The following is a 23,643-nucleotide window of genomic DNA, read 5'->3' as shown; positions in this document are numbered from 1 at the left end:
GCAACTGGATCAAGACCTGGAACGACGACCCGAAGCCGTTCGTCTGGCACAAGACCGCCGAGGAGATCCTCGATTCCCTGGCCAAATATATCGCACGAATTTCTGACGCGGGACACTAGTGTGGCCGTGCCGTCCACCGCGACACCGTCGATGTCGAGGCCGGACGCCGCGGGGGCGGTGATGACGACGCGGCCACCGTCGGCCCGCCACAGTCCCGGCAGATCGGGGAAGCTCGAGTCCGCTTCCACCAGCCAGTGCAGGGCGGTGAGGCTCAACCACCCCAGCGGATCGCGGAAGGCCTCCTCGCGCGAAGAATGCCAGTCCTGCCAATCCTGCTCGAACGCCGTGCCTTCGGTGACTGCGGTCATGATGCTCGTACTCCTTCGTTGTCGAGGTGCGGATGACTCAGCCCGAGATGGCTGCGCAGGGTGGTGCCCGAGTACTCGGTGCGGAAACTGCCACGGTCCTGCAGTTCCGGCACCACCTTTTCGACGAACTCGTCGAGTCCGGCCGGCGTGAGGTGCGGCACGAGGATGAAACCGTCGCAGGCGTCGGACTGCACGTAGTGGTCGATTTCCTCGGCCACCTGGGCCGGAGTGCCCACGAACTGTTGCCGGGCGGTGACTGCGATGATCAGCTCCCGGATGCTGAGCTTTTCTGCCTCGGCCTTCGCCCGCCATGCATCGGCGATCTCGCGCGGATCCTTGACGTGCCGGACGCGGCCGCGGGTGATGTCCGGATTGTCGGCGGGTTCGACGTCCGGCAGGGGACCGTCCGGGTCGTACGCGGAAAGGTCTCGCCCCCAAACCTGTTCGAGAAACGCGATGGCCGTCTGCGGGCTCACCTGCTGGTGTCGGATGTGATCGGCCCGCTCAGCCGCGTCTGCCGCCGATTCACCGAGAACGAACGTGGCCGCGGGCAGCACCTTGAGCTCCTCGGCTGTGCGTCCGTACTTCGCCAGCCTGCCCTTCACGTCGGAGTAGAACTTCCGGCCGTCCTCGAGTGTGCCGTGGACGGTGAAGATGGCGTCGGCCTGGGCGGCCCCGAACTCGCGGCCCTCGTCCGAATCCCCCGCCTGCAGGAGCACCGGATGCCCCTGCGGGCTACGGGGAGCCGTGAACCTCCCCCGCACGTCGAATTGCGAGCCGGAGAAGGCGACCTCGCGGATCGACGACTCGGGCGCGAAGACTCCTTGCGCCCGATCGATCACGAGCGCATCCTGATCCCAGCTGTCCCAGAACTGCCGAGCGCCCTCGATCAGTTCGCGTGCGCGGACGTAACGGTCTTTGCGGTCGAGATATCCCCCGCGCCGGAAGTTTTCGCCGGTGAACGCATCCGACGAGGTGACCATGTTCCACGCAGCCCGGCCGTCCGACAGATGATCGAGTGACGCGAATTGTCGCGCCAGTTCGTACGGTTCGTTGAAGGTGGTGTTGATCGTTCCGGCGAGGCCGAGGTGAGTCGTGACCCCCGCCAGCGCACCGAGCACGGTCAGGGTGTCGGGCCGGCCGACGACGTCGAGGTCGTGGATCCGGCCGCGGTGCTCGCGCAACCGCAGACCCTCGGCGAGGAAGAAGAAGTCGAACAACCCTCGCTCCGCCGTTTTCGCCAGGTGTACGAAGGAGTCGAACTCGATCTGGCTCTTCGATGCGGGGTCACTCCACACCGTGGTGTTGTTCACCCCCGGGAAGTGCGCTGCGAGGTGAATCTGCTTGCGGTGCGCCGCTCGCTGTGTCGTCATGAAGGAAGTCCTGTTCGGGCGAAATGATTGAGGGGACGGTCGAAGCCGAGGCGTTCCCGGAGTAGTCCGCCACCGAGATCGGTGCCGTCCGGTCGCAGGAGCGGCAGTACTGCCTCGGTGATCGCGTCCAGTCCGGCGGGAAGGGCGAGCGGGCGGAAGGTCACTCCGTCCACCTCGCCCGCGTGTACCACGTCCGTGACGAGATCGGCCAGTCCCGCCGTGTCGCCGCGGTAGAGGAGCGAGCGAGGCTCATACGGGGTCCCGGCCCAGTTCTCCAGTTGGGCGAGGTCCCGGCGGGAGTCACTGTCACTGTGTGCGATCAGCACCTCGATGTCGAGAAGTACCCGGACTGCGCTCCGGTCGCGGCCCGCCTCGCCCACACCGTGGTGGACCTCCGCCGCGGTCCGACCGGCCGCGTCGAGGGTGGAGGCGCTGATGCGGATCACGTCGGCGTGCGACACGGCCACCCGGCGGGAGTGTTCGTCGTACGCACCGAGCACGACCAGTGGCTGACCTTGCGGTGAGCGAGGGGTGATCGACGGCCCCTTGACGGAGAAATGGGTTCCCTCGAAGTCGATGTAGTGCAGTTTGTCCCGGTCGATGAACCGGCCCGTCGCCACGTCGCGAATCTCGGCGTCGTCCTCCCAGCTGTCCCACAACAGGCGCACGGCTTCGATGGCTTCGCTCGCCTCCGACCACAGGTCTGCGTCGTCCTGGGGCTCCTTCCGACCGAAGAGTTCGGCCTCGGCTCGACCGGCCGACACATCCAGCTGCCACCCGGCGCGGCCCAGAGAGGCGTGGTCGAGACTCGCGATCGCCTTCGACACGTGGAACGGTTCGGTGTGGGTCACGGTGACCGTTGGAACCAGACCGATCGTCCGGGTCCTCGTCACAGCACGGGACGTGATCGCCACGGCGTCGAGTTGCCCCTGCTGTTCGCCGTGCCCCGTCGTGGCGAGGGCGAAGGAGTCGCCGAGGAAGGCGAGGTCCACTCCGGCTCTGTCGGCAACTCCCAGAAGGTCGGTCCAATAGCCGGCCGTGAAGAGGTCTTCCGCGCGCGAGTCGGGGCGGCGCCACGCCTGCGGATGCAGACCGGCGCCATGCAGGTCGACGGCGATGAGGGGATAGTGTTCAGGCATGAAGAGCTTCCTCCAGCTGTGCTGACGGTGGGCGAGCGATGGACTGCCCGGGAATCGCGTCGAGCAATTCACGGGTGTAATCTCGACGAGGCGTGTCGAATATCTCTGCTGTGGTACCGAATTCGACGATGCGGCCGGATCGCATCACGGCGACTGTGTCGCTGATCTGCCGGACAACGGCGAGATCGTGGGAGATGAACAGGTAGCTGAGGCCGAGTTCTCGCTGCAGTAACGCCAGCAGATCGAGGATCTGTGCCTGCACCGAGACGTCCAGAGCGGACACCGGCTCGTCGAGCACCAATAGTTCCGGGTGCAGAGCCAGGGCCCGTGCAATGGCGACCCGTTGACGCTGGCCGCCGGACAGTTCCGCGGGTTTCCGCTCGAGGTAGGTACGCGGCAGCGCCACCTGCTCGAGGAGTTCGGCGACCCGCTCCGAGCGTTCCGCCCTGTTCCCGATCCCGAAGGCACCGAGCGGTTCGGCCACGATGTCGGCGACGGCAAGCTTCGGGTCGAGCGAGGCATACGGGTTCTGGTACACGATCTGGACTCGCCGGCGGAGGGCGCGTAGTGCACCGCCCCGCAGCGTCGTGATGTCCTCTCCGTCGAACTCGACGCTGCCACGTGACGGCGTCTCCAACCGGATCGCGATTCGGGCCAATGTGGACTTGCCGGAACCCGACTCTCCTACCAAGGACAGCGTGCGGCCGCGTGGGACCGCGAAGGAGACGTTCTCGACAGCCTCGACCGCTATCCTCCGATCGATCCGGAATGTCTTCGATACCCCGGACACACGCAGGACCGGGTCGACCGTGACCGCGGCTGTCAACTCGTCCGTGCGCCGGGGTGCCGCGGACAGGCTCGGCGCGGCGGCCAGCAGTGCCCGGGTGTATGCGTGCTGCGGGTTCGTCAGGATCTCGCGGGTTGGTCCGGACTCCACCACTTCGCCCTGACTCATCACGACGATCCGGTCGGCGCGGTCGGCCGCGACACCCAAGTCGTGCGTGATCAACAGGACGGCGGTTCCCGATTCGGCGATGCGGGCCTCGAGGTGGTCGAGGATGCGGCGTTGGACCGTGACGTCGAGTGCACTGGTCGGCTCGTCCGCGATCACCAATTCGGGGTTGCAGGCCAACGCGATGCCGATCAGGACGCGTTGTCGCTGCCCCCCCGGACAGGTCCTGCGGGTACTGCCGGGCGCGCACGTCGGGCTTGTCGATACCGGCCTCGGCGAGGATGCGGACAGCGTCGAGCCGGGCGGTCCGCCGGTCGGCGAGGCCGTGCAGCCGCAGCACCTCGGCCACCTGATCCCCCACTCTGATCACCGGGTTGAGCGAGGTGGTCGGGTCCTGCGGCACCAGCCCGATCCTTGTCCCGCGGATCCGCTCGAGCGCGCGCTCCGACAGGGTGTCGAGGCGTTCTCCGTCGAAGGTGACGGCCCCGCCGATCGCGCGCCCGTTACCCGCGAGGAGCCCGAGAATCGCGTGCGCGGTGGTGGACTTGCCAGAGCCGGATTCCCCGACCACGGCCACCACCTCGCCGCGCGACACCGTGAGGTCGACCCCCTTCACGGCGAGCACCGGCTCGTTCGCACTGCGGTACGCCACCCGCAACCCGGACACCGTCAGGAGCGGTGCGGACTCCGCTGTCCCCGATCTGGTACTCATCGCGACTCCCTCTGTTCGAGTGCATGCCCTAGTCGGTGCGCCGACAACACGACGGCCACGATCACCAGGCCGGGCAAGGTGGTCATCCACCACGCCGTCGCGAGGTAGTTGCGGCCCTCGGAGATCAGCGAACCCCACTCGGGTGTCGGTGGTATCGCCCCGAATCCGAGAAAGCTCAGCGAGGAGACGGCGAGCACGGCCATGCCGAACTCGACGGCGGCCAGAGCGACGACGGGTGCGTATGAGTTCCGCAGGATGTGCCGGCGGACCACCGTGTGCCACCGGACTCCCGACGCGAACGCGGCCTCCACGTACAGAGACCGGCGGACTCGCAGTACCTCCGAGCGCATCACGCGCGCAAAGTTCGCGATCAGTGAGACACCGACTGCGACAGCCACGTTGACGGTACCGAACCCCAGGGCAGTCACCAGCGCGAGCGAGAGCAGCAACGCCGGTATGGACAGCAGCACGTCGACGAGCCTCATCAGCAACGCATCGACTATTCCCCCGACCGCACCGGACAGCAGGCCGATCAGTGAACCGACCACCACGGCGATGCCGACAGCCGACAGCGTTGCGGTCAGCGACAATCCGGCGCCGTGAACCACGCGGGTATACATGTCACGTCCGATGTTGTCGGTGCCGAACCAATGCGCGGCACTCGGCGCCTGCAGCTTCTGGGCGGGCACCCCGACCAGCGGGTCGCCGCCCGCGAACACCGACGGCGCCACCGCGAATCCGACGGCGACGAGGATCACGGCGGCCGAGGCAACGAGCACGAGATTGCGGCGCCACCACATCATCACGCGGCGTCCTCGGCTGTCCGACGAGGACGCGATCACGGGAGGCGGTTCGACCGGCGGAGAGCCGAAACCTTCGGCCTCGTCGATCAGGTCCCTGGTAAGAATGTCAGACATGAACCTTCTCCTCCGCATCCGCGGTCGCGCTGGAGTCAAAACTGCGCCTGCCCTCGACGATCCGGGGATCGATCAGCGGGTAGAGCAGATCGACGGCGAGATTGACGACTACGTAGACGACCGAGCTCAGTACCACGATTCCCTGGACCACCGGTATGTCCTGCGCCATCACAGACGTCTGGGTGAGTCGCCCGACGCCGGCACGTGAGAACACCGTCTCGACGACGACCGAACCGGCCAGCAGATTACCCACCAACACTCCGGCGATGGTGAACGCGGGAATGCTCGACAGACGCAACGCGTGCCGCGTCTGGATCCGCCAGCGGGACGCGCCCTTCGCCCGCGCGGCTTCGATGAACGGCTGCCGCCACGTGGTCTGCAGACTGGCCGCGAGCACCTGGGCGATCACGGCTCCGGTCGGCAGCGCGAGCGTCACCGCGGGAAGGACCAGGGCCGCGATCCCCTGGTCACCGAACGCGGGAAGCGCCTTCAGCCGGAACGAGAACAGCTGCAGCAGAATCAAGCCCACCCAGAACGTCGGCACCGCGACACCGAGCGGGGGCAGTGCGAACAGCAGATTCCGGACCCAGCGAACCCGCGTGTAGGTGGCGAAAAACGCTACCGTGGTCCCGAACAGGACCGCGAGAACCAGCGCTGCGGACGCCAGCGCGAGTGTACTGGGCACCGCGTTCCCGATGGCCTCGGTCACCGATTGCCCGGTGGCGATCGAGTACCCGAAGTCACCACGGACGGCGTGGCTCAGGGAGTTCCAGTACTGCACCCACACCGGCTGGTCCAGCCCGTACCGCGCCTGCAGCTCCGCGACGGCCGCCGCGTCGACCGTCGTTCCGGTGGTCGCCGAGTCGACGGCGATGCTCACCGGGTCCGAAGGCAGCAGGAACAACACAGCGAACGACACGGTGAACGTCGCCCAGAGGACGGCGATCGCCTGCAGCACGCGTAGTCCGAGGTATCGAGTCATGTTCTAGCTTCCGCTGATCCAGGTGTCGAAGAACTGGAGTCGAGCCGAAGCCTCGAACTTCAGATCCTGCACGTTCGGGCCGGCACCGATCGCCTGGGACAGTTCCACGGTGGGGATCCACAGTCCGTTGTCGAGCACCTGCTGCTGGGCGTCGCCGAGAAGTTCGCTCCGAGCGGCGGTGTCGGTGGTGGCGAGCTGCTCGGCGAGCACCTGGTCGAGGGCGGGAATCGGGCCGCGGCTGTTGAGGTTCCGTCCGTCGAGACCGAACTGGGTGCGCAGGATGTCGCCGTCGGCGCGGGTGCTGTTGTAGTAGGCGGCGTCGAAGTCCTTGGCATTTTGGCGCGCAATGGATTCGGGGGTCGACACGAGGTCGAGACGCAGATCCACGCCCACCTCTTTGAGCTGTTGTTGCACCAGTTCGAGGATGGTCTGATTGCCCGCGAACACCGAGCTGAACAGAACCGGGAAGCTGAGCTTCTGCCCAGCCTTTTCCCGGATGCCGTCGGCGCCGGGAGTCCAGCCGGCGCGGTCGAGGATCGATTTAGTCTTTTCCTGGTCGTAGGTCACCTCGGCCAGCGCCACGTAGCCCGGGGTACGGCTCGCCAAGGTGCTGGTGGCTGGCTTGAAATTGGGGCCGAGCACGGTATCGACCAGTTCCTGCCGGTTGATCGCCGAAACGAGGGCGCTACGGACCACCGGATCGGTGAGGGGACCGCGAGTCACGTTGGGCTGAAACCCGAACGGTGTGCCCGGGTTGGACGTGGTGAGCACCTTCCCGCCCACGCCCTCGATCTGTGGCGCATCCTGGGGAAGCGCATCACTGATCGCGTCGAGTTGACCCGAAGACAAGCTTCCTGTCCGGACGCCGGATTCGGGGATCACACTGAACTCGATCCTGTCGAGATAAGCCTCACCGTCATGGCCGAAGACCTCCGAACCCCAGCGATATCCTGCGCGTTTCGCGAGCGTGACGGACTTGTCCTGTTGGTAGTCGGCATACGTGAACGGCCCGGTCCCGGAGATGTTGCCGGTGCAGCGCTCCTCCGGCGACTTGGCGACGGACGCATCCGACAGAATGCCCAGCTGCGGGGTGGACGACGCTTGCAAAAATTGCGCGTTGGGTGCCGAGAAGTTGACCTGTGCGGTCTGGGCATCGATCACGATGGTTCCGGTGTATCCGGTCAGGTAGCTGGAAGCCAGAGGCGCCTTGGCCCCGGTGAGCGTGTTCACGACGGCGTCGAGATTCTTCTTCACCGAATCCGCAGTGAAGGGAGTTCCGTCGCTGAAGGTCACCCCCTCCTTTACGTGAAACGTGAAGGAGGACGCGTCGGCGTTCGTCTCCCAGCTCTCCGCGAGCCAGGGTGTCAGTTCGCCGGTCTCGGGATCCTGGTCAGTCAGTGAATCCACCACCTGACGAGTCACGTAGATCGTCTGGTTCGTGCCGGACTGTGCGGGGTCTGCGCACGTCGGCGCCTGGGACAGCCCGTAGCGGAGAGTTCCGCCGGGCCCCGGCGGACCGGCGTCCGCCGCGGTGTTGCTCGCATCGCCGCCGCACGCGGTGAGTACCGACGCCAGCACGGCGGCGACTGCGAAACCTGTTGTTGTGCGGGCATTCCCGCAGAAAATCGAGGACAAGGTCACTGAGGACACCGAGGACTCCGTTTTTCGACGACGTGTACGAGTGAGGCCCGGGATTCGGGAACGCTCACGTGTACTGAAGGGTTGTGAGGGGGCGGCTCGGAATGGTCGCGCGTAACTCGGGCGCCACTTCGGCCTGGAACAGTTCGAGGCTTTCTCGGTGCTGTTTGTCGCTCATTCCCACCCGATCGGCACCGAGATGGATTACCTGGTGGCCGAATTTCTCGTGGTAACGCGCAACCTTGTCGATCACCTGCTCCGGACTGCCGACGAGCGCCGAACTTCGCTCCACGAAGTCTTCCACCGTGTCGAACACCACCGGTAGGCCCGTCCTGCGCGCGAAATCGACCCGTGCGGCGTGTATCGGGCGCCAGGTATCGACGGCGTCCTGCGAGTTGGGTGTCACATAGAAGCCAGCAGTTCCGGCGCCCACCAGTGCGTCGGCGGGGTCGTGGCCGTAGTCGATCCACCGCTCGCGGTAGTGGCGAATGAGTTCGGCATACGGCTCGACAGGGCCTGTGACATTGGCGGAGAAGAGCGGGTCGCCGTACCGCGCGGCCAGGTCGACCGAGTCCCTACTGGTGGCACTGCCGTGCCAGATCCGGATCCGAGGCTGAAGTGGTCGCGGAAGGGCGACGGCGTGATCGAGGCGAGGACGGAACCGGCCCTCCCACGTCACGTCGTCGCTTTCCCACAATTTCCGGAAAAGTTCATACCCCTCGCGATTGCGATCCCACTGGTCGCTGGGGGTCACGGAGAACAACTCGGCCTGGGCCGTGCCGTTTCCCTTGCCGATGATCAGCTGCAGGCGGCCGCCCGACAGGTTGTCGAGCGTCGAATAGTCCTCGAAGGCCCGGACCGGATCGAGCAGGCTCAAGGTGGTCACCGCTGTCCACAGCTGCAGTGCGGTGGTGCGCGCCGCGATCGCGCTGAGCACTACGGGCGGGGCCGAAGACAGGAACGGATGTTCGTGCCGCTCACCGACAGCGAACCCGTCGTAGCCGAGTTGTTCGGCGACGACCGCCGAATCGACCACTTCCTGCAAACGTGTCGCTGTGTCGACCTTCTCGCCGGTCACGGGGTCGGGCTGGTGCGCGATGAGAGTCATCAGAAGGAACTTCATGCCGACAGGAACTCCCTCGGTCTCGGCGACGCCGACAGGGCGATGCTCTTCTCGAATGCGTGCACACCGATGTCTTCCGGCCGCCGGGTGGGATCGAACAGCGGCGTGTAGTCCGAGGCGAGATACAGCCCGACCGCCTCGGGTTGCCGCGGGCCCGTCGTGAGGAAGATGCGGGAGTAACCGCGCCGCGCGATCTCGTGTTCCAGTTCCCGCAGCACTGTCCGGCCGAGGCCCCGTCTGCGGTGTTCCGCCGAGGTCCAGATTCGCTTCAACTCGGCGGTCACCTCGTCGTATCGGCGAAACGCACCGCCCGCCACTGGATTTTCGCCCTCGACCAGTATCAGTAGCGCCCCGTCCGGTGCGCCGAACTCCTCGGAGGGATAGGTCACGAGGTCCTGGTACATCTCGTCGCGGGTACGCCCATAGCGTGAGCTGTACTCGAACGCGAGTTCCGCCAGCAGTGGAGCAGCAAGCGGGTCGCTCTGTTCGACGAAGGTCGCATGCATGTCGATTCCTCTCGAGAGCGGATGATCAGCTGTTCTTCGGAAGACCGGGCGGGTTGACAACCGACGCGTCGATTGCCTCGTTCTCGATGTTCCAGCGCTTCAGAACCTCTGCGTAGGTGCCATTTCCGATGACATGATTGATCGCCTCGTTCACGGCGGTGATCAGTCCGTTGTCCTTCTTGGTCAGGACCCCGATCTCACCCTGCAAGGCGTCACCGGCCCCGGAGAAGGTGCCGGCGATCTCGCTCTCCCCCGACTGCGCCACATGGAACGCCAAGGACGGGTTGGGGCCGAGATAAGCGTCGATCCGGCCGGAAGCCAGCGGCAGGTAGTAGTCGGTGACGTTCTGGAAGTACGTGATGTCGGTGGGTGCGAGTCCGGCTGCGACGTTCTGCTCGCTCCACTTCACGAGCAGCGCCTCCTGATTGGTGCCCGAGGAGACCGCGATCTTCAGTCCTGCGACGTCCTTCGGTCCCGTGATTCGAATGCCGCTGTCCTTCTTCGTCTCGAAGGCGATGGTGTCGAGGCGATAGGTCGCGAAGTCGTACTTCTCCTTGCGCTCCTCGGTGACGGTGACATTGGAGATGAAGGCGTCCGCCTCCCCGGAGTCGACGCGGACGAAGTTTTGTGCCCAGTCCGCGGCCTGGAGGTCCACCTCGAGGCCGAGGACGTCTGCGATCAGGTGGGCGAAGTCTGTTTCGGATCCGATGAGGGTCTTGTCGTCATCGGCATAGAACCGCAGGGGCGGAGCCGAACCCGCTGCACCGGTCACGACGAGGGTGCCGCGATCTCGAATCTGTCGGGGGACCTTGGCGGCGATCGCGTCGACCTTGTCGGTGGTGATGCGGTTCTGCTCGGCGGTGAGGTTGTATCCGCTTGCCGTGGAGGGCTCTGTGCCTCCCGCCGCGGTGTCGCCGCCACCGCACGCAGCGGTGAGCAGGGCGACGGCGGCCACTGTGGAGGCCAGAACTCTGGTACGGAACCGTGCGGAGGACATGTGTGCCTTTCGAAAAGTCTGTGTGCGAAAAGTGTGTGGAGAGCAAACAACTAGAGCACGCGGGAGAGGAATGCCCGGGTGCGCTCGTGGCGCGGATTGTCGATGACCTGTGCAGGTGGTCCCTGTTCGACGACGACTCCCGCGTCCATGAACACCGCGTTGTCCGCGACCTCACGGGCGAACCCGACCTCGTGAGTGACGATGACGAGCGTGGCCCCGTCCCGCGCCAACTGCTTGATGACGGCCAGCACCTCACCGACCAGTTCGGGGTCGAGCGCGGACGTCGGTTCGTCGAACAGGATCACAGCGGGGCGCAGGGCCAGGGCGCGGGCAATCGCCACCCGCTGCTGCTGTCCACCGGACAGCTGGCGCGGATAGTCACGGGCCTTGTCGCCGACGCCTACCCGCTCCAACAGAGCGTGAGCCTCTGCGATCACTTCCGCCCGGTCGCGGCCCTGTGCCGAGACGGGCGCCTCGACAACGTTCTCGAGCACGGTGAGATGCGGGAAGAGGTTGAAGTTCTGGAACACGAAGCCGATACGCGACCGCTGCTTCAGGATGTCGCGTTCCCGGAGTTCGTGAAGCTTGTTTCCTCTGCGCCGGTAGCCGATCAGTTCGCCGTCGATCCGAATCGTGCCCTTGTCCACTTTCTCGAGGTGGTTGAGGGTGCGGAGCAGGGTCGACTTGCCCGACCCCGACGGACCGAGGATCGCCGTCACCTCGCCCTTGCGGACCAGCAGGTCGACACCGCGGAGGACGTCGAGGGACCCGAAGGACTTGTGCACTCCGCGGACCTCGACGGCGAGGTCGGCCGCCGTGATGTTGTCCGCGGTGATCTCGTCGACAGTCATTTGGTGGCGCCTCTCGGTACGGCGACGCGGGAGTCGCGGATCTCGGCGTACTTCCGGGTGACTTTCTGCCAGGGAGTCAACGGCAGCGCCCGCGCTGATCCGCGTGCGTAGTGGCGCTCGACGTAGTACTGCCCGATCGACAGCAGAGTGGTCAGGACGATGTACCAGATGGTGGCCACCATGAGGAGCGGCACCACCCGGCCGTTACGCCCGAAAATCACCTGGACCTGATAGAAGAGTTCGGCGATTGCCATCGTGGACACGATCGAGGTGCCCTTGAACAGGCTGATCACTTCGTTCGCTGCGTTGGGCAGTATTCCCCGCATCGCCTGCGGGAGAACGATGGTGAAGAACTGACGTCGCCGCGGGATGCCCAGCGACTGGGCGGCCTCGATCTGACCGTGGTCCACGGAGATGATGCCGGAGCGGATGATCTCCGCCGAATACGCGGCCTGGTGGAGTGCCAGCCCGATGACAGCCGCGGTGAACCCGCTGATGACGCCGTTGACCTCGAACGAGAAGAAACCGGGCCCGAACGGGATTCCCACGGAGAGAGTCTGATACAGGTAGGTGATGTTGAACCAGAACAGTAATTGCACGATCAGAGGTATCGACCGGAACGCCCAGATGTAGACCCAGGCGATCACCTGCAGCACTGGGTTGTGCGACAAGCGGCCTACCGCGAGCACCACACCGAACACGAAGCCGAGGACCGTCCCCCACAGCGTGAGCTTCACCGTCATCCACAGTGCTTTCAGCACCGAGCCGGCAGTGAAGTACTGCGCGAACGTCGACCAGTCCCATCCCGGATTGGTGACGAGGCCGTGGACGAATTGCGCCATCAGCACCAGCACGAGGGCACTGATCACCCACCGCCACGGATGCCACGTCCGGGCGACCTCGAGTGCGCCGTCGTCGAGGCAGTCCTCCACGGGTACGGGCGCACTTATGACAGACATCACAACACGGCCTTTCGTCGAGGCAGGGATCGAAGAGGGAAGCGCGTTGCCCCGCACCGTGCGGACGCGCCTCAGGCGCTCACCGAGCACTGCGCACGGTGAGCTGGTGATCGGCCTGCGTCAACAACCGCAGGACTTGGTGCGGCACAGGTCGATGTGCCGTCTGCGCCACGTACTGCGTGCGGTGTGAGTCATGTGATGCCTTCCATCGATCCTGGCGGTAGCACCCGCACCCGAAACAGGCCGGAAGGGTTGCTGCGACGTCGACGAGCCAGGTCTCTCGGTCGCTCTGGATGGTTGACGCGAACACTATCCGCATTCGGCCAACTCGTCAATACGTGTATTTCCCTGCTGCACAAGGACAATAAGAGATCGAGCGAGTTCGAATCCGGCTGCGCACAAGTGCTGACACGGGCCGGTGCCTCAGGGTTGGATGGAGTGGGCAGCGCCCCGGGCGCCCGCGTCCGGAACCCGGGTGCAGGGTTCCCGGTCGCCCTTGTAACGTCGCCTCGGTGACTCCACTCGAAGCCCTTGCGATCCTCGTTGCCGGCGTCGGCGCAGGTGCGATCAACGCGGTCGTCGGCAGCGGCACGCTCATCACCTTCCCCACCCTCGTGGCGTTCGGGTTTCCGCCCGTAACCGCCACGATGTCGAATGCGGTGGGGTTGGTGGCCGGTGGCGTTTCCGGCACCTGGGGTTACCGGCGCGAGCTGGCCGGCCAGGGGTCCCGGCTCCGCTGGCAGATCCCGGCGTCGCTGTGCGGCGCGATCCTCGGCTCCTGGTTGTTGCTGCACCTGCCCGAGTCGGTGTTCGAATTCATCGTCCCGGTGCTGTTGATCCTCGCGCTCGTGCTGGTGGTGTTGCAGCCGCGGATCCAGGCCTGGGCGAAGGAGCGCGGCAGCCACGAGGCCGGCCTCAGTCGACCGCGTCTGCTCTTGCTCACAGCCGGCACCTTCGCCGTCGGGATCTACGGCGGCTATTTCACGGCGGCGCAGGGCATTCTGCTGATGGGCGTCATGGGGGCGATCCTCCCCGAGAGTCTGCAGCGGATGAACGGTGCAAAGAACCTGCTCTCGCTGATCGTCAACGTCGTGGCCGCGCTCGCGTACACGCTCGTCGCCTTCGACCGGATCAGCTGGGCTGCCGCGGGGCTCATCGCGGTCGGCTCGCTCCTCGGCGGAGTGCTCGGGGCCCGCTACGGTCGCCGCCTGTCCCCTGTCGCGCTTCGGGTGACCATCGTCGTGGTCGGTCTGATCGGCCTGGGGCGGCTCTTGGCGTAGCCGCGCATGCAGGCCGGTGCTGCCTCATACTGGATCGGTGAGCACAGATGTAGAGAACCCCGGCTGGACCTACCTGATGGACATGGACGGAGTTCTCGTCCACGAAGAACACCTGGTCCCGGGGGCAGACCTCTTCCTGGCAGAGCTCCGCGAGGCCGAGATCCCCTTCATCGTGCTGACCAACAACTCCATCAGGACACCCCGCGACCTCCGCGCCCGGCTGCTCCGCACAGGGCTCGACATTCCCGAGGAATCCATCTGGACGTCCGCGTTGGCGACAGCCACGTTCCTGGCGAACCAGCGCCCGAACGGCAGCGCCTACGTGGTCGGCGAGTCCGGTCTCACCACTGCACTGCACGACATCGGTTACGTCCTCACCGAGAACGATCCCGACTATGTGGTTCTCGGCGAAACCCGCACCTATTCTTTCGAGGCGATTACCACCGCAATCCGCTTGGTGGAGAGAGGCGCTCGCTTCATCGCCACCAACCCGGACCCCACCGGCCCGTCCCGGGAAGGATCGTTACCCGCCACCGGATCCGTTGCCGCGCTGATCAGCAAGGCCACCGGACGCGACCCCTACTACGTGGGCAAACCGAACGCCCTGATGATGCGCTCCGCACTCCGCGCCATCGGGGCGCACTCCGCGAACACCCTGATGATCGGCGATCGCATGGACACCGACATCGTGTGCGGGCTCGAAGCCGGATTGCAGACCATTCTCGTGCTGACCGGCATCTCGACTCGAGATTCGGTCGAGCTGTTCCCGTACCGCCCCACGGCGGTCCTCAAGTCGGTGGCCGATCTCGTCGGGCGCACCTCCGACCCGTTCGACCGGGCCGATACCTCGGTCTGACATCCGTGAGTACTTGTCGACACTCCGCGTCGTCGACAAGTACTCACGGTGCGGTCAGCTCAGAGCGTGCTCGAGATCCGACAGAAGGTCCTCGGTGTCTTCGAGGCCGACGGAGAGCCGGACGACGCCATCGGTGATTCCCACTGCCGCACGTCCTTCGGGCCCCATTGCCCGGTGAGTCGTGGTGGCAGGGTGGGTGATGAGCGACTTCGAATCACCCAGGTTGTTCGAGATATTGACCAGTCGCAGCGCGTCGAGTACTTCGAACGCACGCTTCTTGGCCTCGTTCTCGGCTGCAGCGAGCGCGAAGGTGACCACCGTGCCGCCTCCGCTCATCTGGCGCGTGGCGAGCTCGTGCTGGGGATGCGACTCGAGGTACGGGTACTTCACCCATTCCACGGCGGAATTCGATTCGAGGAACCGCGCGATCTGCAACGCGGAACCGACCGAGTGCCGCACCCGGATCGGCATCGTCTCGAGCCCCTTCAAGAGGGTCCAGGCATTGAACGGACTGAGCGCCGGACCGGTATGACGCATCAAGTTCTGCACCGGACCGTCGATGTACTCCTGCGATCCGAGGATCGCACCGCCGAGCACCCGCCCCTGACCGTCGATGTGCTTGGTCCCGGAGTAGACGACGACATCGGCGCCCAGATCCAGACTGCGTTGCAGCAGCGGCGTAGCAAACACATTGTCCAGCACGACCTTCGCGCCTGCCGCATGCGCGAGCTCGGCCACTCGGGGCACGTCCACGAGGGTTTGCATGGGGTTGGACGGCGTCTCGAAGAACACTGCAGCGGTCGGCTCCGACAGAGCTTTCTCCCACTGCTCGAGGTCCTCGCCGTCGACGAACACCGTCTCGACACCCCAGCGGGGCAAGATCTCGTTGCACACCACGAAGCAGGACCCGAACAGGCTGCGCGCCGCCACCAGGCGGTCGCCGGCCTTCAGCAGCGCGCCGAGGGCGGTGAACACCGCCGACATTCCGCTCGCGGTGGCGAAACACGCCTCCGCGCCCTCGATCAGACGGAGCCGCTCCTCGAACATCTTCACGGTCGGGTTGCCGTAACGCGAGTAGACGAAGTGGTCGATGTCGCCGGTGAACGCCGCCTCGGCCGCTCCGGCGCTTTCGAAGACGAAGCCCGAATTCAGGAAGATCGCTTCGGATGTTTCCTCGAAGCCCGATCGGAGGGTTCCGCCGCGCACACTGATCGTGCCCTGGCCGATGCCGTCCGGCAGCGCCTTCTCGAACGCGCCACCCTGAGGAATTGCACTCACCACTGCCTCCACGGCAGGCCCAGCGCCCGCCAGCCGACCGCCCCACGATGACCGTCGGCATCCAAGGAGCCTTCGAAACCGTCGAGCACGTTGTACGACGGGCCGATGCCCGCCGCTGTCGCGGCCTCCGCCGCACCGATGGATCGCTGACCGGAGCGACACAGGAAGATGACAGGTGCGTCCTCGCCCCCGGTGATCCCCGCTTCCTTCAGCTGGTTCACGAAGTTGTCGTTACGGGCACCGTCGGGATAGCTCACCCACTCGATCAGCACCGGCTGCCTACCCAGTGAGGACGTGTCGGGAACACCGACGTACTTCCATTCGGCGTCGGTTCGCACGTCGACCAGCACAGCGTCGGGATTCTCGCGAAGCAGCTCCCAGGCATGCTCCGGCGTTATGTCGCCTGCGTAACTCACCATGTCAGCTTTTCACAGCCCTCTCTTCGATGCCTGTCCGGGCAAGCGTCAATTGCACACGACCCACGTGTCATCGGAGCGAATCAGCTGCCAGGTATTCGTGGTCTCACCCCGACCGTCCTCGGCCGTGATCCGAACATCGGCCCGGGCGCGGTCGCCGTTCACCTCGGGCGAGTCGACACCCTGCAGTGTGATCTCCCCTTCGCGGGCTTCGAGCGGTGATCGGTCTGCCGACCAGGTCGAGCACACCAGTGACTTCTGCAGGTCGGCGTCGTCGTGGTTGTGGGCCTGGATGTAATCGGCCACCGAGCGGGTGATGCGATCGGCCTCGGTGACGTTGCGGTCGGCGGGCGAGAGCATTCCGCCGACCACGATCGCGACCAAGATCACCACGACGAGGACGACGGCGGCGATGAACGGTGTGGCGGTAGTGCGCCGGGGGTCCTCCGGGTCGCCCCCCGCGGCACCTCGAGGCAATTCGCTCGGATCGGACATGACTTCCCTCCACTTCGGCGTGCCAGCAGTGTATAGAGCAGCTGCTACAAACTTGGTTTGTGACCCCCCAACGCGGAGACGACTACCCTCGAGGGCCGCACGTCCAGACAATGGGAGGCGCTCAGGTCGACCAGTGCTGCCGTTGTGCGGGCCCGGCCCGAGGGCCGTGAATACGCGCCTCGGCCACCCGATTAGGCTGGCTTAACTTAAGCTGAACATTCGTTGTCCGCCCATCAGAAGGTAGTTCGCTCCAGATGACTGATCAGACACGTCCGTTGCGCGTAGCGATCGTCGGTGCCGGTCCCGCCGGGATCTACGCTGCCGATGCACTCATGAAATCTGATGCCGCCTCGGACGGCGGGATCAGCATCGACCTGTTCGAGCGGATGCCGGCACCGTTCGGTCTGATCCGATACGGCGTCGCCCCCGACCACCCGCGCATCAAGGGCATCATCACCGCCCTGCACAAGGTGCTCGACAAGCCGTCGGTGCGCCTGCTCGGCAACATCGACTACGGCACCGACATCACCCTCGAAGACCTGCACACCTTCTACGACGCGGTGATCTTCTCCACCGGTGCCAACGCCGACCGCGACCTGAACATCCCGGGCATCGACCTCGACGGCAGCTACGGCGCCGCCGACTTCGTCTCCTGGTACGACGGCCACCCCGACGTGCCGCGCACCTGGCCGCTCGACGCGGAGAAGGTCGCCGTCCTCGGCGTCGGCAACGTCGCTCTCGACATCGCCCGCGTGCTCGCGAAGACCGGTGACGAGCTGCTGCCCACCGAAATCCCGGCCAACGTCTACGAGGGACTCAAGGCCAACAAGGCCGTCGAGGTCCACGTCTTCGGCCGCCGCGGCCCGGCGCAGGCCAAGTTCACCCCCCTCGAGCTGCGTGAACTGGACCATTCGCCGACCATCGAGGTCATCGTCGACCCCGAGGACATCGACTACGACGAGGGCTCCGAGCAGGCGCGCCGCAATTCCAAGCAGGTCGACATGGTGGCCAACACCCTGCAGGACTGGGCCATCCGTGACGTCGGTAACCGGCCGCACAAGCTGTACCTGCACTTCTTCGAATCGCCCACCGAGGTCCTCGGCGAAGACGGCAAGGTCGTCGGTCTGCGTACCGAGCGCACCCAGCTCGACGGCACCGGCAACGTCAAGGGCACCGGAAAGTTCAACGACTGGGACGTCCAAGCCGTGTACCGCGCGGTGGGATACCTGTCGCAGAACATCGCGAAGCTGCCGTTCGACGAGCAGGCCGGCACCGTTCCCAACGAGGCCGGACGCGTCATCGCCGACGACTCCGCCGAAGGTGCGGCCCGGTTCATGCCGGGCACCTACGTCACCGGCTGGATCAAGCGCGGCCCTGTCGGCCTGATCGGTCACACCAAGGGTGACGCCAACGAGACCGTCGCAAACCTGCTCGAGGACCGGCCTACCTTCGCCGAGCCGGCCAACCCGTCCGAGGACGCCATCGTCGAGTTTCTCGAAGGCAAGCAGATCCCGTACACCACCTGGCAGGGGTGGTACCGCCTCGACGCGCACGAGCGCAGCCTCGGTGAGCCGGAGGGCCGCGAGCGCATCAAGGTCGTCGAACGCGAAGACATGCTCAAGGCCAGCGAGCCGGACAAGGCCTGAGCGACTATTGTGAGCGACGGGAGCCCCCGACGGGGGCTCCCGTCGCGCGTTGTACGCCCTCGGCAAGGCAAAATGTGAACTGTGTTTGACGCCCACGTGCACATCATCGATCCCCGGTTCCCGGTGTTCGAGAATCACGGCTACCTGCCGGACCCCTTCACGATTGCCGACTACCGTGAACGGACCGAGGGTTTCGGTGTGGACGGCGGCGCCGTCGTCACGGCCTCCTACCAGGGAACCGACCAGGACTATCTGATGGCCGCGTTGGAAGAACTCGGCCCCAACTGGGTGGGCGTCACGCACCTCGAGCCCGACGCCACCGACGAAGACATTCTGCGGCTCGATCATGCCGGCGTTCGGGCAGTCCGGTTCAACCTCCGCCGAAGCGCGACCGATGTCAAGCTGCTCACCAAGCAGGCGCTGCGCGCGTACGAACTCGCCGGATGGCACGCCGAGTTCTACGTCGACGCCACCCTCCTGTTATCGCTGGGGCCGGTATTCGCGAAGCTGCCCGCCGTCTGTATCGACCACCTCGGGATGTCGACCCGTGGGCTGCCCTACCTCCTCGACCTCGTCGACCGCGGCGCACGCGTGAAGGCAACCGGGTTCGGACGAACCACCATCGACGACGTGTGCGATGTGCTCCGCAAGATTCACGCCGTCAATCCTCGGGCACTGATGTTCGGTACCGACCTCCCCGGCAGCCGGTCACGAAGAGTGTTCCAGGACAGTGATATCGACATCGTTGCGGAGGCGGTGGGTGACGATGTCGATGCTGTCATGGGCGACAACGCACGAGACTGGTACCGCTGCAGTTCCGAACACGGACGCTGCTAGCAGCCTTCCATCTGCATACTGTTCATCGACATCATCTCGCTGACCGGTGGTGTCTGCGGTTGTGCCGCCAGCCAGTCGTTGTATCCACCCATTTCCTGGCACGCAGCCTGATCGTTGTCCCTGCGCTCCTGCCGCCGGTCCCGGTTCCGGTCGTCCATATCGTCGTGGTCGACGGCAATTCCGCCGGTGGACGATCCGTCGGCGCGCCGTTCCAGACCACGGACCCCGTCGCTGCTCATGATCCAACCGAGGGTGTAGTCGGCACCGTCGTGGTCGGTGGTGGCGCGAAAGAGGCCTTCATCGGCCGCTGCGGGTTCGGCCTCGAACGCCTTGTCCGTCATGCCCGCACCGGTGACCGTCCCCGACACCTTTCCGTCGCTCATCGTGCCGGTCAGCGTCGACCCGTCCGGCGCGGTCAGTGCGAGCCGGTCACCGTCCATCTCTCCGGACATCCACATCCACATGTCGTGACCGTCGCACAGGAACGCGACAGCGTCACTACCCGATGTGACAACGGCGACATAGGCGTCCGAATCGTCCACCGCGCCGAGGAAGGTTCTCTCGAGCTGGGGTTTTTCCACGAACGGTGAGGGGATTTGCTCCATCAGCGCGGCCGCGGCCGCAGAGGTGGTGCCCGCATTCGGAGGGCTGGTGGTGCCCGCGCTCGGAGCACTGGTGTCGCTCGCCGCCGACGAGCCGGACGAGTCGTCCCCACAGCCGCTCAGAGCCAGGGCGATAACGGTGAGGGGACCGAGGATCCAGGTCGTCTTCGTAGTCACGGGCGTTCCTCCGCTGAGTGGGGAGATCTCGTTCCGCATTCCATACTCGCAGGTGACGACTGTCTCTGGATACCCCTATGTGGCGACCACGGCCGCGAGCCAGACACCGGAGGCGATCAGGGCGCCGAGCAGTTCGATCAGCATCGACAGCCCGACTGCCTTGCACGCGTGCCAGGTCGACGCCCACGCGCGGTTGTGCACGCGCAACCGGTAGAGCTCGGCCACATACGTTCCCGCGATGAAACCGAGAAACAACCCCACGACGGGGATGACGAAGAACCCGACGATTCCCGTCAGTCCACCCACGACGAGTGACATGTTGGGCACGCCGGCGCTGCGCATCCGTTGACCGGGCCAGGTGTACTTCACGACGCCGCTCACCACGAGGAACAACGTGGCGACCGCGAACACTGCCCAGGCGGTGGCGGTGCCGGAGATGATTGCCCACACCAGAATCGCGGCGAAGATCAGTATCGTTCCGGGAAGAATCGGGATGACGATGCCCACCAACCCGACCGCGATGGCGAGGCCGACAAGCGCCTCTGCTCCCGTGCTCATTCGACGACGCGAACGCGGGACGCCGCATCGCGCGCCCTGCTGCGCGCGGTCTCCACGTCGGGCCCCGTGGACACGGCCACCCCCATGCGCCGACGGACGTAACTTTCGGGTTTGCCGAACAACCGCAGGTCGGTTTCCGGCACGGACATCGCGTCGGCGACACCCTCGAAACCGATACCGACGGCGTCCATGCCGCCGTAGATCACCGCGGACGCGCCGGGCGCTACGAGTGTGGTGTCGACGGGAAGACCGAGAACGGCACGCGCATGGAGCTCGAACTCCGAGAAACGTTGGGTGCGTAGCGTTACCAGACCGGTGTCGTGCGGGCGAGGGCTGACCTCCGAGAAATAGACGTCATCGCCCTTGACGAACAGTTCGACACCGAACACTCCCCTGCCACCCAGCGCCGCTGTCACCTTGCCCGCCACCTCCCGCGCACGGGCGAGTGCTGCGGGGCTCATCGGCTGCGGCTGCCACGACTCCACGTAATCGCCGGCGTCCTGCAGGTGACCGATCGGCTCGCAGTAGTCGGTATGTATTTCACCGTCCGCGCCGACGGCTCGAACGGTGAGTTGAGTGATCTCGTAGTCGAAGTCGACGAACCCCTCGACGATGACGCGTCCGTGATTGATCCGGCCACCGGACAGTGCGTATTCCCAAGCCTTTTCGATGTCGGCGGTGTCGCGGACGGTCGACTGGCCCTTCCCGGACGAAGACATCACCGGCTTGATGACACAGGGCACGCCGATGCGTTCGACAGCCTCGCGCACTCCGCCCAGCGAGTCGGCGAACTCGTACGGCGACGTCGGGAGTCCCAGTTCCTCGGCCGCGAGACGGCGAATCCCCTCCCGGTTCATGGTGAGCGCAGTGGCGCGCGCCGTCGGGATCACCACGGCGGTACCGGACTCCTCGACGGTGACCAGCGCGTCGGTGGCGATGGCCTCGATCTCGGGAACCACGAAGTGCGGCTTCTCGGCGTCGACGAGACGCAACAGCGCATCCGGGTTGCCCATGTCGACGGTGTGCGCCCGGTGCGCCACCTGATGCCCCGGCGCATTGTCATACCGGTCGACCGCGATCACCTCGACACCGAGTCGCTGCAGGGCGATGATGACTTCTTTGCCCAGCTCGCCCGACCCGAGCAGCATCACGCGGATCGCGCCCGCCGTCAGAGGTGTACCGAACCGCTCGGGTGCCTGTGTACGCATGGCGACAACTATATGCGTGTAGACACTTACTTCAGCAGCCTGGACATCCGCCGATCCGCGAGCACCTTGCCGCCGGTCTGACAGGTGGCACAGTACTGAAAAGACTTCTCTGCGAACGACACTTCACGGACGGTGTCGCCGCACACCGGGCAGGGCAGACCCGTGCGCGCATGTACCCGCATGCCGGATCTCTTCTCACCCTTGAGTCGCGCGGCATCCTGGCCGAGCGACCGTTCGACGGCATCGGTCAGTACCGTGCGCATCGCGTCGTACAGGACGTGGACGTCGTCCTCGGGCAGTGTCTTCGCTGTCGCGAACGGCGAGATCTTCGCGGTGTGGAGGATCTCGTCCGAGTACGCATTGCCCACGCCGGCCAGCAGAGACTGGTCGACGAGGGCGTTCTTGATCCGTGACGAGGAAGTCTCGAGCAGCGCGGCGAAGTCAGGTTCGGTGACCTCCAGGGCGTCGGGGCCGAGTCGCCCGATCCCTTCCACCTCCTGCGGGTCGTGCACCACCCACACCGCGAGCCGCTTCTTCGTTCCCGCCTCGGTGAGGTCGAATGCCGGTGTCGCGCCCTCCGGGGTGAAGAAGTGGAGCCGCAACGCGAGCGGACCCTTTCCCGGTTTCGGCGGTGCGGCCGACGGGTTGTCGGTCCACCTCAACCAGCCTCCGCGGGAAAGATGCGTGACGAGCCACAACCCGGAACAGTCGAGGGCGAGGTGCTTACCGAAGCGCGCAGCACCGGTCACGTCCCGGCCCTGCAACGCCGTGATCGGCGGGTCGAACGTCTTCAGCACGCTCAATGCGGCCACGTCCACACGTCCGACAACCGCTCCCACGGCATGTTTCCGCAGGAACTCGGCTAACGCCTCCACCTCCGGCAGCTCGGGCATGGCACCAGGCTAACCGCACGGAAGTGCGGATGTGCGCTCCTGCGCACTTTCCACTTACCTACCGCCGCAGCAGATACGTGTCCATGATCCAGCCTTTGCGCTCACGCAGTTCGGCCCGCACCCGCTGGATCTCGCTCTCGACTTCACGCAGGCGACCGGCGATCAGCACCTCGTCGGGTGTGCCGAGGTAGGCACCCCACCAGATCCGGACGTCGTCGCCGGGGACCTGGGCGAACGCCGTGTTCGCGTCGAGCATCACCACCGCGTTGTCGACTCCCTCGGGGAGTCCCTCGGCGAGCCTGCGACCTGTGGTGATGTGAATAGGTTCGCCGATCCGGTTGAGCACGATCCGGTGCTGCGCGGCCAGCGACTGCACGCTGGTGACACCCGGGATCACCGAGTAGTCGAACGACACGTTGCCGCGGGCGAGCACTCGCTCGACGATCCGGAGCGTGCTGTCGTAGAGAGAGGGGTCGCCCCACACGAGGATCGCCCCGACCCCCGGCTCGGACGCGAATTCCGCCTCGAACAGTGCCGCCCGGCGCTCGTGCCAGTCGTCCACCACGCCCTCGTAGTCATCGGGTGTCCGGTTCCGCGGCGGGTCGATGATGTCGACCACGCGATACGGACCGGTGACGTGTTCCTCGAGGATCGTGGTGCGGAGATCGACGAGGTCCTGCTTCTCGTCGCCCTTGCCGATGACGAAGAACACATCAGCCTTGTTCATCGCCTTGATGGCCTGAACCGTCACCTGGTCGGGGTCGCCGGCGCCGATGCCGATCACGAAGAGTTCACGCATGGGCGAAGGCTATCGCTCGTGCGTGCGCGAGGAGTCCAGGGACCCGCAAACCACTCACGGGCGGCGGAGCCGCCTAAACTG

At 65.7% G+C, this 23,643-nt stretch carries 23 protein-coding genes, 3 pseudogenes and 1 riboswitch; of the genes and pseudogenes, 6 read left to right on the top strand and 20 right to left on the bottom strand.

The features are described from left to right. Positions 1 to 119 (top strand): annotated as a pseudogene (locus NOF53_RS02690) (IS630 family transposase); the annotation flags it as partial. Here NOF53_RS02690 and NOF53_RS27660 read toward each other — a convergent pair. From NOF53_RS27660 to NOF53_RS02635, 12 genes and pseudogenes are all read right to left on the bottom strand, one after another. Then, positions 117 to 368 (bottom strand): annotated as a pseudogene (locus tag NOF53_RS27660) (DUF1684 domain-containing protein); the annotation flags it as partial. The pseudogenes NOF53_RS02690 and NOF53_RS27660 sit on opposite strands and share 3 nt — an antisense overlap. Then, positions 365 to 1,741 carry an NtaA/DmoA family FMN-dependent monooxygenase gene (locus NOF53_RS02685; RefSeq protein WP_255965409.1) on the bottom strand — a complete coding sequence of 459 codons (1,377 nt, stop codon included), beginning with the start codon at positions 1,739 to 1,741 and terminating at the stop codon, positions 365 to 367. The pseudogene NOF53_RS27660 and the gene NOF53_RS02685, both read right to left, overlap by 4 nt. Further along, complete coding sequence (locus NOF53_RS02680; protein WP_255965408.1) at positions 1,738 to 2,880, bottom strand: LLM class flavin-dependent oxidoreductase; 1,143 nt, start codon at positions 2,878 to 2,880, stop codon at positions 1,738 to 1,740. Before NOF53_RS02680 ends, NOF53_RS02685 begins: the two co-directional genes overlap by 4 nt. Then, a pseudogene (locus tag NOF53_RS02675) lies at positions 2,873 to 4,544 on the bottom strand (dipeptide ABC transporter ATP-binding protein). The gene NOF53_RS02680 and the pseudogene NOF53_RS02675 overlap by 8 nt, the downstream one beginning before the upstream one ends. Beyond that, on the bottom strand, positions 4,541 to 5,461 hold the full coding sequence (locus tag NOF53_RS02670) for an ABC transporter permease (protein ID WP_255965407.1): 921 nt from the start codon (positions 5,459 to 5,461) through the stop codon (positions 4,541 to 4,543). The pseudogene NOF53_RS02675 and the gene NOF53_RS02670 overlap by 4 nt, the downstream one beginning before the upstream one ends. Then, a complete protein-coding gene (locus NOF53_RS02665) occupies positions 5,454 to 6,443 on the bottom strand; it encodes an ABC transporter permease (RefSeq protein ID WP_255965406.1) in 990 nt (329 codons plus the stop codon). Before NOF53_RS02665 ends, NOF53_RS02670 begins: the two co-directional genes overlap by 8 nt. Positions 6,444 to 6,446: 3 nt before the next feature. Next, the gene (locus NOF53_RS02660) at positions 6,447 to 8,084 is read right to left on the bottom strand and encodes an ABC transporter substrate-binding protein (RefSeq protein WP_255965436.1); all 1,638 of its coding nucleotides are present in this window, start codon (positions 8,082 to 8,084) and stop codon (positions 6,447 to 6,449) included. Positions 8,085 to 8,148: 64 nt separating this feature from the next. After that, positions 8,149 to 9,204 carry an LLM class flavin-dependent oxidoreductase gene (locus tag NOF53_RS02655; RefSeq protein WP_255965405.1) on the bottom strand — a complete coding sequence of 352 codons (1,056 nt, stop codon included), beginning with the start codon at positions 9,202 to 9,204 and terminating at the stop codon, positions 8,149 to 8,151. After that, positions 9,201 to 9,710, bottom strand: a complete 510-nt coding sequence (locus NOF53_RS02650) for a GNAT family N-acetyltransferase (protein WP_255965404.1) — start codon at positions 9,708 to 9,710, stop codon at positions 9,201 to 9,203. The genes NOF53_RS02655 and NOF53_RS02650 overlap by 4 nt, the downstream gene beginning before the upstream one ends. A gap of 25 nt (positions 9,711 to 9,735) precedes the next feature. Further along, positions 9,736 to 10,707 (bottom strand): ABC transporter substrate-binding protein, encoded by a 972-nt coding sequence (locus tag NOF53_RS02645; protein ID WP_255965403.1) that lies wholly within the window; start codon positions 10,705 to 10,707, stop codon positions 9,736 to 9,738. Positions 10,708 to 10,757: 50 nt separating this feature from the next. Beyond that, positions 10,758 to 11,558 (bottom strand): amino acid ABC transporter ATP-binding protein, encoded by an 801-nt coding sequence (locus NOF53_RS02640; RefSeq protein ID WP_255965402.1) that lies wholly within the window; start codon positions 11,556 to 11,558, stop codon positions 10,758 to 10,760. Next, positions 11,555 to 12,517: an amino acid ABC transporter permease gene (locus NOF53_RS02635; RefSeq protein ID WP_255965401.1), complete on the bottom strand. Its 963-nt coding sequence runs from the start codon at positions 12,515 to 12,517 to the stop codon at positions 11,555 to 11,557. Before NOF53_RS02635 ends, NOF53_RS02640 begins: the two co-directional genes overlap by 4 nt. On the opposite strand from NOF53_RS02635, the gene NOF53_RS02630 reads away from it, so the two are divergent. From NOF53_RS02630 to NOF53_RS02620, 3 genes are all read left to right on the top strand, one after another. Continuing rightward, a complete protein-coding gene (locus NOF53_RS02630; RefSeq protein ID WP_255965400.1) occupies positions 12,507 to 12,707 on the top strand; it encodes a hypothetical protein in 201 nt (66 codons plus the stop codon). The genes NOF53_RS02635 and NOF53_RS02630 overlap by 11 nt on opposite strands. 12 nt (positions 12,708 to 12,719) lie before the next feature. After that, positions 12,720 to 12,817, bottom strand: a riboswitch (SAM riboswitch). Between the two features lie 212 nt (positions 12,818 to 13,029). Beyond that, entirely contained in the window at positions 13,030 to 13,797 is a 768-nt protein-coding gene (locus NOF53_RS02625) for a sulfite exporter TauE/SafE family protein (protein ID WP_255965399.1), read from the top strand. Between the two features lie 76 nt (positions 13,798 to 13,873). After that, the gene (locus NOF53_RS02620) at positions 13,874 to 14,653 is read left to right on the top strand and encodes an HAD-IIA family hydrolase (RefSeq protein ID WP_255965435.1); all 780 of its coding nucleotides are present in this window, start codon (positions 13,874 to 13,876) and stop codon (positions 14,651 to 14,653) included. Between the two features lie 54 nt (positions 14,654 to 14,707). On the opposite strand, the gene NOF53_RS02615 is transcribed toward NOF53_RS02620, so the two are convergent. From NOF53_RS02615 to NOF53_RS02605, 3 genes are read right to left on the bottom strand one after another with little or no spacing between them, the layout of a single operon-like run. Then, the gene (locus tag NOF53_RS02615; protein WP_255965398.1) at positions 14,708 to 15,931 is read right to left on the bottom strand and encodes an O-succinylhomoserine sulfhydrylase; all 1,224 of its coding nucleotides are present in this window, start codon (positions 15,929 to 15,931) and stop codon (positions 14,708 to 14,710) included. Continuing rightward, complete coding sequence (locus NOF53_RS02610) at positions 15,928 to 16,347, bottom strand: rhodanese-like domain-containing protein (RefSeq protein WP_255965397.1); 420 nt, start codon at positions 16,345 to 16,347, stop codon at positions 15,928 to 15,930. Before NOF53_RS02610 ends, NOF53_RS02615 begins: the two co-directional genes overlap by 4 nt. 48 nt (positions 16,348 to 16,395) lie before the next feature. Further along, complete coding sequence (locus NOF53_RS02605) at positions 16,396 to 16,842, bottom strand: Rv0361 family membrane protein (protein WP_255965396.1); 447 nt, start codon at positions 16,840 to 16,842, stop codon at positions 16,396 to 16,398. A 254-nt stretch (positions 16,843 to 17,096) separates the two neighbouring features. Here NOF53_RS02605 and NOF53_RS02600 point away from each other — a divergent pair, with 254 nt between their 5' ends. After that, positions 17,097 to 18,488: an FAD-dependent oxidoreductase gene (locus tag NOF53_RS02600; RefSeq protein WP_255965395.1), complete on the top strand. Its 1,392-nt coding sequence runs from the start codon at positions 17,097 to 17,099 to the stop codon at positions 18,486 to 18,488. An 81-nt stretch (positions 18,489 to 18,569) separates the two neighbouring features. Further along, positions 18,570 to 19,325: an amidohydrolase family protein gene (locus tag NOF53_RS02595; protein WP_255965394.1), complete on the top strand. Its 756-nt coding sequence runs from the start codon at positions 18,570 to 18,572 to the stop codon at positions 19,323 to 19,325. Here the strand turns inward: NOF53_RS02595 and NOF53_RS02590 are convergent. The 5 genes from NOF53_RS02590 to cobF all read right to left on the bottom strand — a co-directional run bounded on the left by NOF53_RS02590 (position 19,322) and on the right by cobF (position 23,562). Then, positions 19,322 to 20,104 carry a hypothetical protein gene (locus NOF53_RS02590; protein WP_255965393.1) on the bottom strand — a complete coding sequence of 261 codons (783 nt, stop codon included), beginning with the start codon at positions 20,102 to 20,104 and terminating at the stop codon, positions 19,322 to 19,324. The genes NOF53_RS02595 and NOF53_RS02590 overlap by 4 nt on opposite strands. Positions 20,105 to 20,179: 75 nt before the next feature. Continuing rightward, positions 20,180 to 20,662, bottom strand: a complete 483-nt coding sequence (locus NOF53_RS02585; protein ID WP_255965392.1) for a DUF456 domain-containing protein — start codon at positions 20,660 to 20,662, stop codon at positions 20,180 to 20,182. Continuing rightward, positions 20,659 to 21,870, bottom strand: coding sequence for a formate-dependent phosphoribosylglycinamide formyltransferase (purT, locus tag NOF53_RS02580; RefSeq protein WP_255965391.1), 1,212 nt, complete (start codon positions 21,868 to 21,870; stop codon positions 20,659 to 20,661). Before purT ends, NOF53_RS02585 begins: the two co-directional genes overlap by 4 nt. A 26-nt stretch (positions 21,871 to 21,896) precedes the next feature. Then, positions 21,897 to 22,763, bottom strand: coding sequence for an Fpg/Nei family DNA glycosylase (locus NOF53_RS02575; RefSeq protein ID WP_255965390.1), 867 nt, complete (start codon positions 22,761 to 22,763; stop codon positions 21,897 to 21,899). Between the two features lie 58 nt (positions 22,764 to 22,821). Continuing rightward, positions 22,822 to 23,562 (bottom strand): precorrin-6A synthase (deacetylating), encoded by a 741-nt coding sequence (gene cobF / locus NOF53_RS02570; protein WP_255965389.1) that lies wholly within the window; start codon positions 23,560 to 23,562, stop codon positions 22,822 to 22,824. Positions 23,563 to 23,643: the final 81 nt, after the last annotated feature.

It is taken from the genome of Rhodococcus tibetensis, assembly GCF_024438035.1.
Lineage (GTDB): Bacteria > Actinomycetota > Actinomycetes > Mycobacteriales > Mycobacteriaceae > Rhodococcus_F > Rhodococcus_F tibetensis.
The sequence above is the reverse complement of the archived record's forward strand: the minus strand, read 5'-3'. Positions and strand labels throughout refer to the sequence as shown.

What these genes read in the sequence shown, in the direction of transcription:
- NOF53_RS02685 (WP_255965409.1), bottom strand. Translation starts at nt 1,741, where the DNA reads ATGACGACACAGCGAGCGGCGCACCGCAAGCAGATTCACCTCGCAGCG.
- NOF53_RS02680 (WP_255965408.1), bottom strand. Translation starts at nt 2,880, where the DNA reads ATGCCTGAACACTATCCCCTCATCGCCGTCGACCTGCATGGCGCCGGT.
- NOF53_RS02670 (WP_255965407.1), bottom strand. Translation starts at nt 5,461, where the DNA reads ATGTCTGACATTCTTACCAGGGACCTGATCGACGAGGCCGAAGGTTTC.
- NOF53_RS02665 (WP_255965406.1), bottom strand. Translation starts at nt 6,443, where the DNA reads ATGACTCGATACCTCGGACTACGCGTGCTGCAGGCGATCGCCGTCCTC.
- NOF53_RS02655 (WP_255965405.1), bottom strand. Translation starts at nt 9,204, where the DNA reads ATGAAGTTCCTTCTGATGACTCTCATCGCGCACCAGCCCGACCCCGTG.
- NOF53_RS02650 (WP_255965404.1), bottom strand. Translation starts at nt 9,710, where the DNA reads ATGCATGCGACCTTCGTCGAACAGAGCGACCCGCTTGCTGCTCCACTG.
- NOF53_RS02645 (WP_255965403.1), bottom strand. Translation starts at nt 10,707, where the DNA reads ATGTCCTCCGCACGGTTCCGTACCAGAGTTCTGGCCTCCACAGTGGCC.
- NOF53_RS02640 (WP_255965402.1), bottom strand. Translation starts at nt 11,558, where the DNA reads ATGACTGTCGACGAGATCACCGCGGACAACATCACGGCGGCCGACCTC.
- NOF53_RS02630 (WP_255965400.1), top strand. Translation starts at nt 12,507, where the DNA reads ATGACAGACATCACAACACGGCCTTTCGTCGAGGCAGGGATCGAAGAG.
- NOF53_RS02635 (WP_255965401.1), bottom strand. Translation starts at nt 12,517, where the DNA reads ATGTCTGTCATAAGTGCGCCCGTACCCGTGGAGGACTGCCTCGACGAC.
- NOF53_RS02620 (WP_255965435.1), top strand. Translation starts at nt 13,874, where the DNA reads ATGGACATGGACGGAGTTCTCGTCCACGAAGAACACCTGGTCCCGGGG.
- NOF53_RS02605 (WP_255965396.1), bottom strand. Translation starts at nt 16,842, where the DNA reads ATGTCCGATCCGAGCGAATTGCCTCGAGGTGCCGCGGGGGGCGACCCG.
- NOF53_RS02600 (WP_255965395.1), top strand. Translation starts at nt 17,097, where the DNA reads ATGACTGATCAGACACGTCCGTTGCGCGTAGCGATCGTCGGTGCCGGT.
- NOF53_RS02585 (WP_255965392.1), bottom strand. Translation starts at nt 20,662, where the DNA reads ATGAGCACGGGAGCAGAGGCGCTTGTCGGCCTCGCCATCGCGGTCGGG.
- purT (WP_255965391.1), bottom strand. Translation starts at nt 21,870, where the DNA reads ATGCGTACACAGGCACCCGAGCGGTTCGGTACACCTCTGACGGCGGGC.
- NOF53_RS02575 (WP_255965390.1), bottom strand. Translation starts at nt 22,763, where the DNA reads ATGCCCGAGCTGCCGGAGGTGGAGGCGTTAGCCGAGTTCCTGCGGAAA.
- cobF (WP_255965389.1), bottom strand. Translation starts at nt 23,562, where the DNA reads ATGCGTGAACTCTTCGTGATCGGCATCGGCGCCGGCGACCCCGACCAG.